This is a genomic window from Cytobacillus oceanisediminis, from assembly GCF_004366035.1.
Classification (GTDB): domain Bacteria; phylum Bacillota; class Bacilli; order Bacillales; family Cytobacillaceae; genus Cytobacillus; species Cytobacillus oceanisediminis_C.
Genome location: NZ_SOEE01000039.1, coordinates 1 through 5479, shown reverse-complemented (window position 1 = coordinate 5479; position 5479 = coordinate 1). Strand labels below are relative to the sequence as shown.

3 protein-coding genes and 1 pseudogene are annotated in these 5479 nt (G+C 45.2%); 1 reads left to right on the top strand and 3 read right to left on the bottom strand.

Annotated features, from left to right (window positions below):
* Positions 1 to 387 (top strand): annotated as a pseudogene (locus tag DFO72_RS28855) (aconitate hydratase); the annotation flags it as partial.
* A gap of 216 nt (positions 388 to 603) precedes the next feature.
* Here the strand turns inward: DFO72_RS28855 and acnA are convergent.
* The 3 genes from acnA to DFO72_RS28840 form a co-directional block, all read right to left on the bottom strand.
* Entirely contained in the window at positions 604 to 3300 is a 2697-nt protein-coding gene (gene acnA / locus DFO72_RS28850) for an aconitate hydratase AcnA (RefSeq protein ID WP_134177339.1), read from the bottom strand.
* A gap of 103 nt (positions 3301 to 3403) precedes the next feature.
* Positions 3404 to 4291 (bottom strand): LysR family transcriptional regulator, encoded by an 888-nt coding sequence (locus DFO72_RS28845; RefSeq protein WP_113885918.1) that lies wholly within the window; start codon positions 4289 to 4291, stop codon positions 3404 to 3406.
* 109 nt (positions 4292 to 4400) lie between these two features.
* Positions 4401 to 5309 carry a LysR family transcriptional regulator gene (locus tag DFO72_RS28840; RefSeq protein ID WP_113885919.1) on the bottom strand — a complete coding sequence of 303 codons (909 nt, stop codon included), beginning with the start codon at positions 5307 to 5309 and terminating at the stop codon, positions 4401 to 4403.
* Between the last annotated feature and the right edge of the window lie 170 nt (positions 5310 to 5479).

The following is a 5479-nucleotide window of genomic DNA, read 5'->3' as shown; positions in this document are numbered from 1 at the left end:
GCTGGAAAAGAATATGGTTCTGGTAGTTCAAGAGATTGGGCGGCTAAAGGAACTAGGTTACTTGGGGTTAAAGCGGTACTAGCAGAAAACTTTGAAAGAATTCATAGAAGTAATTTAGTTGGAATGGGCGTTCTACCGTTAGAATTTCCACCTGGGGAAAGTTGGAGATCACACGGAATTTCCGGCTTTGAAACGTTTGACATTTTAAATATTGATGATCATATACAGCCAAGGCAGATGATAACCATTTTGGCTACTCGCCAGGATCAATCGACCTTTACTTTTCAAGCAGTTGCACGTTTAGATAGCCGGGTAGAAATAGAATATTATCGCCATGGCGGTATACTTCAAATGATGCTTAGGAAATTTATTGCAGATATCAATTAAAAGATCAATAAAAAGATGATTTGGGACCTAGAGATTCCTATATCATTTTTACTTTTTTAATTAAAATTAAATTTAAGAATAGGAGGCTAAAAAGACGACATTCCACTCTATATTAGAATGGTGGTCGTCTTTTTTTATCCCATTATATAAGAATATATACTTAGATTTTCAGTGGCATCGTGTCAGCAAAGAGACTTTTTCCTTTTCTATCTATGATCAGGCACGAACTAACCTTCTTACCACGGTCTGCATAATACCACCATTGCGATAATACTCAATCTCCACGACATTATCCAAGCGTACGATGACGTCAAACGTAAAGGCGCTGCCGTCTTGGCGGGTGGCTTTCATTTGGATAGTCTGTCCCGGTTCGAGCTCATTTTGCAAACCGATGGTTTCCAAGCTTTCATGACCCGTGATTCCGAGGGTAGCGGCGCTTGTTCCTACTACAAATTGGAGCGGTAAAATGCCCATTCCCACGAGATTGCTGCGGTGAATCCGTTCGAAACTTTCCGCTATGATGAATTTTACGCCGAGCAGATAAGGACCTTTGGCAGCCCAGTCACGCGAGCTTCCAGTGCCATACTCCTTACCTGCGATGATAGCCAATGGGATGCCATCCTCTTGATAGTGAACCGAGGCATCGTAGATGGACATGACTTCCTCGCGCGGGAGATAGGTAGTGACCCCGCCCTCGTAGCCGGGTGCCAGAAGATTGCGTATGCGCGAATTGGCAAACGTCCCACGCTTCATAACGAGATGGTTTCCTCGGCGGGAAGGATACGAATTAAAGTCTTCCACACCAACTCCCAATGCCTTCAAGTAGAGACCAGCCGGGCTTGTTGCAAGTATACTGCCTGAAGGGGAGGCATGGTCAGTGGTGACGGAATCCCCTAGATATGCGATAACACGAGCGGCTCTGATCTCCTCAATGTCGGATAACTCTACAGACAAATTATTAAGAAAAGGAGGTTGCTGGATATATGTAGATTCCGCGTCCCACTCATAAAGCTGCCCCTGTGGTGGCTCGATAGCATTCCACTGTTTATTGGCGAAAAGGACATTTTGATAGTTTTTGCGGAACAACTCAGGACGGACTGACTGGTTCATCCAGTGCTGTATTTCCGCTGCTGATGGCCATAACTCTTGCAAGAAAACGGGCTGTCCATCGTGATCGTAACCAATCGGCTCGGTAGCGAAATCAATGGTAACCGTTCCCGCTAACGCATAGGCGACCACGAGTGGAGGTGAAGCTAAATAATTGGCTTTTACTTGCGGGTGAATACGTCCTTCAAAGTTGCGATTGCCAGACAAAACGGATGCCGTGACAAGATCATGATCTACGATCTCCTGTTTGATCTCTTCGGGAAGCGGACCAGAATTACCGATACAGGTGGCGCATCCATATCCTGCAACATGAAATCCGAGGGCTTCTAAACTTTTGGACAGACCCGATTCGGTTAAATACTCCGAAACGACCCGGGAACCAGGGGTAAGCGAGGTTTTTACATAGGCAGGCTTCTTCAACCCTTTTTCTACAGCCTTTTTGGCGAGGAGACCGGCACCAATCAAAACGCTTGGGTTGGAAGTATTAGTGCAGCTCGTAATGGCGGCAAGAACGACAGCGCCATGGTGAAGCATAGAGCTTTTAGACGATCTGGTCAGATCGGATTCGGATAAGCCGTACCCGCCTTTGGAGACGGAAGCCTGAACTACTTCCTGAAAGGCCTGTTTCATAGTAGAGAGAGGAATTTGGTCCTGGGGTCGTTTGGGACCTGCCAAACAAGGAACTACCGTGGACAGATTAAGTTCGATTACTTCTGAATACTCGGGCTCCTCACTGCTTCCCGATACAAACATACCCTGTGCTCTGTAGTACGCTTCAACCAGGGACACGTGTTCCTCGGTATGCCCGATCAATCGCAAGTAGCTCAAGGTCTCTTGATCGACTGGAAAATAACCCATGGTCGCCCCATATTCCGGTGCCATATTCGCGATAGTTGCTCGATCGGCAAGGCTCATAGTGCTGACGCCGGGCCCGATATACTCGACAAATTTACCTACAACGCCTTTTTTCCGGAGAAGATGAGTGACAGTTAAGGCAAGATCCGTAGCAGTCGCCCCTTTTGGTAAAGAACCTGTAAGTCGAAACCCGACCACTTCCGGAGGGACGAAGTAAAGGGGCTGTCCGAGTATAGCTGCTTCTGCTTCAATCCCCCCAACACCCCAAGCGACGATGCCTAGACCGTTGATCATCGTGGTATGAGAATCCGTGCCGACAAGAGAATCGGGGTAGAGGACAGTAATACCATCATCCTCTTTGGAAGCGACTACCGCCGAGAGGTATTCCATATTGATCTGGTGCATAATCCCAGTGGAGGGAGGAATAATCCGTATATTTTGAAAAGCATTCTGTGCCCAGCGAAAGAACCGGAATCGCTCGAAATTCCGTTCAAATTCTCTCCTTTGATTCAAGGCTAATGCATCTGAAGTGCCATAATGATCTACCATGACGGAATGATCAATGACGAGATCAACAGGGATCTGCGGATTTACGGATGATAGGTTGCCACCGAGAGCTTGCATGGTTTCTCGCATGGCAGCGAGATCTACTAATGCAGGCAACCCTGTCGTGTCATGCAGCAGTACGCGGGTCGGCTTGAAAGGCACCTCTTCGTTTGGATCTCGCTCCATTGTACTATTGGCAAGCTTGCGAATATGTTCTGCAGTGACAGTCACTCCGTCAAACTCTCGTACAGCTGCCTCTAAAAGGATTTTCATGCAGTAGGGAAGGGTAGAGACATTGCCGAGTCCCGCTTCCTCCAATGCCTGGATTGGATAGTATCTATATTCTTTGCCGTGTACAGGAAAGGCTGTTGGTAATGCCCATATTGCCTGTTCTACAGTTTTCATACATGTTCACCTCTCATCAGATATGTAGTAAAACACCTGAAGTATAGCATGAGGAAGAAAATGCGAAAAATAAGAAAACCGCATGAACAACCATAAGAATTTTTCATGACTCGTCCTTTTCTTCGGAACCCTCTAAATCGATTCCCTCCATAAATTGTATGAAGGCTTTGACGACGTTTTTCTCCAAAGACTCCTCGTGATAGAACATCCATGTATTGCGCAGGACAGGTTCATTTTCCGGAGAACGGAGCTCCATTTTATATAGATCAACTATATCACTGACAAACATGGATGGTAAAATGGCATATCCCAAGCCATTCAGCACCATCTCCTTGCAGGTATCGCCCCGGTCTACCTTCATAGAAATCAAAGGAGGCTTACTGTAGTTCTCTGCCCACCAGTTGTCGACCAAGGATTTAAACATCTGGTCTGTCTCATAATCAATTCTCGGCAGCTCGGGCAATTGAGCGAGGTTTGTCTCAGTTCTTGACACGAGCAGAACCTTTTCTGCAAACAATCGTCTCTTTTGATCATGCCAGCTGTAATCTCCACGGACAAAGCCAATGTGTACATCGTGGTTGTAGACCTTTTGCAAAACATCCTTGCTCAGGCCTGTTTCCACATGGAAGTCAACGAGGGGGTACTGTTCGCTGAAAAGCTTTAATAGGCCCGGGAGTTTATACTTCGCAAAAAAATTGGAAACTCCCAGTCGCAAAGTCCCCGCTACACTCTGCTGAAGATTGGACACCTCTTCCCTGATATCTCGAATCGAGGTGAGGATTTGCCCAGCCCGTTTTGCCAGTAATTCGCCCTCCGGAGTGAAACGAACCCCTTTGATCCCCCTATTTACAATCTTTACGCCAAATTCGGCTTCAATTTGCATCAGCCGCTTCGTAAGGGCAGGCTGGGTCAAAAATAAAAGCTGCGCGGTCTTGGTAATGTTTTTTTGGCTATAGAGGAGATGTAGTATCAGCCAATTGCGATCGTCCATGAAAAAGCGACTCCTCTCTAGTAAATAAGATTTTATTCAATATTATAAGTCTCAATTATGCTTGAGGGATTTCATCAATGTAAAAAAGCACTTCTTTGATCAAGAGTGTTTAATAAGATGAGTGAAAGCTCTGGGAGCGAACAAAGGATATGAACTTTTTGACGATGTTCAGCTGCTCGGAGGCCTCCTTGTACTGAAGCCACGTGGTTCGTTTGATGGTTTCTCCATTTTTGAAAAACAGCTTGGTCTTGTGCAGGCCATCATCCTTGTTGATTAAGGGCTCGGGAATAAAAGCGTAGCCGAGATCATTGATCACCATTTCCTTGCTGATGTCATAGCTGTCTACGATTACAGTTGTTAGTGGCGGCACATTGTATCTTTCCGCCCACCAGCTGCGCAAGTTGTCATTGATAGATGTCTGGGGTCTGTATTTTCCAAGGGTGGGCTGCCTGATTTTATAGCTGTACTCGATTCTTTGTTGATTGGGCAATTCCTCGAGGTCGATCTCGTGCTTGGAGATCAGGCACAGATTCTCTTCCATAATTGGAAATTTTATCTTGGGCCATTTGTATTCACCCCGAATGAAGGCAATATCTACGCTTTCAGTTTCCAAAAGCTCAATGATTTTCGGAGAGGGACCTGTGTAAACGTTGTAAGTGACCTTAGGATACTGGGTGACAAAACTTTTCATCAGGGAGGGAAGAAAATACTTGGCAAAGATACTAGCTGCTCCTATTCGCAGGGTTCCTTGCACATCCGAAGACATGTTGGCGAGCGAGTCTTTCGCTATCCGGTATTCCACAAGCATTTTATTGGCAAAGGAAACGAGATACTCTCCCTGCGATGTAAATTTAATACGTTTTCCATTTTTGATCAAAATCTGTGTACCTAGCTCTTTTTCCAGCTGCTGTATCCGATACGTGAGAGCAGGCTGCGTCATATAGAGCCGCTCTGCTGCTTTCGTCAAATGCATCTCTTCGGCAATGTATCGAAGGATGGTAAAGTCTTTTTCTTCCAAGAGGCACCTCGCTTCTATAGGGGAGAATTGTCTATGTAGATTTTATGTCTTCTTGAAAAATTAGTCAATTCTATAAATTCTGTCAATATTAAAATTAATAAAATTTTTTTTGGAAAAATGATAGAATTTATTGATTTTACTTATCTAAAAAGCAGTCATATAATTTTAAA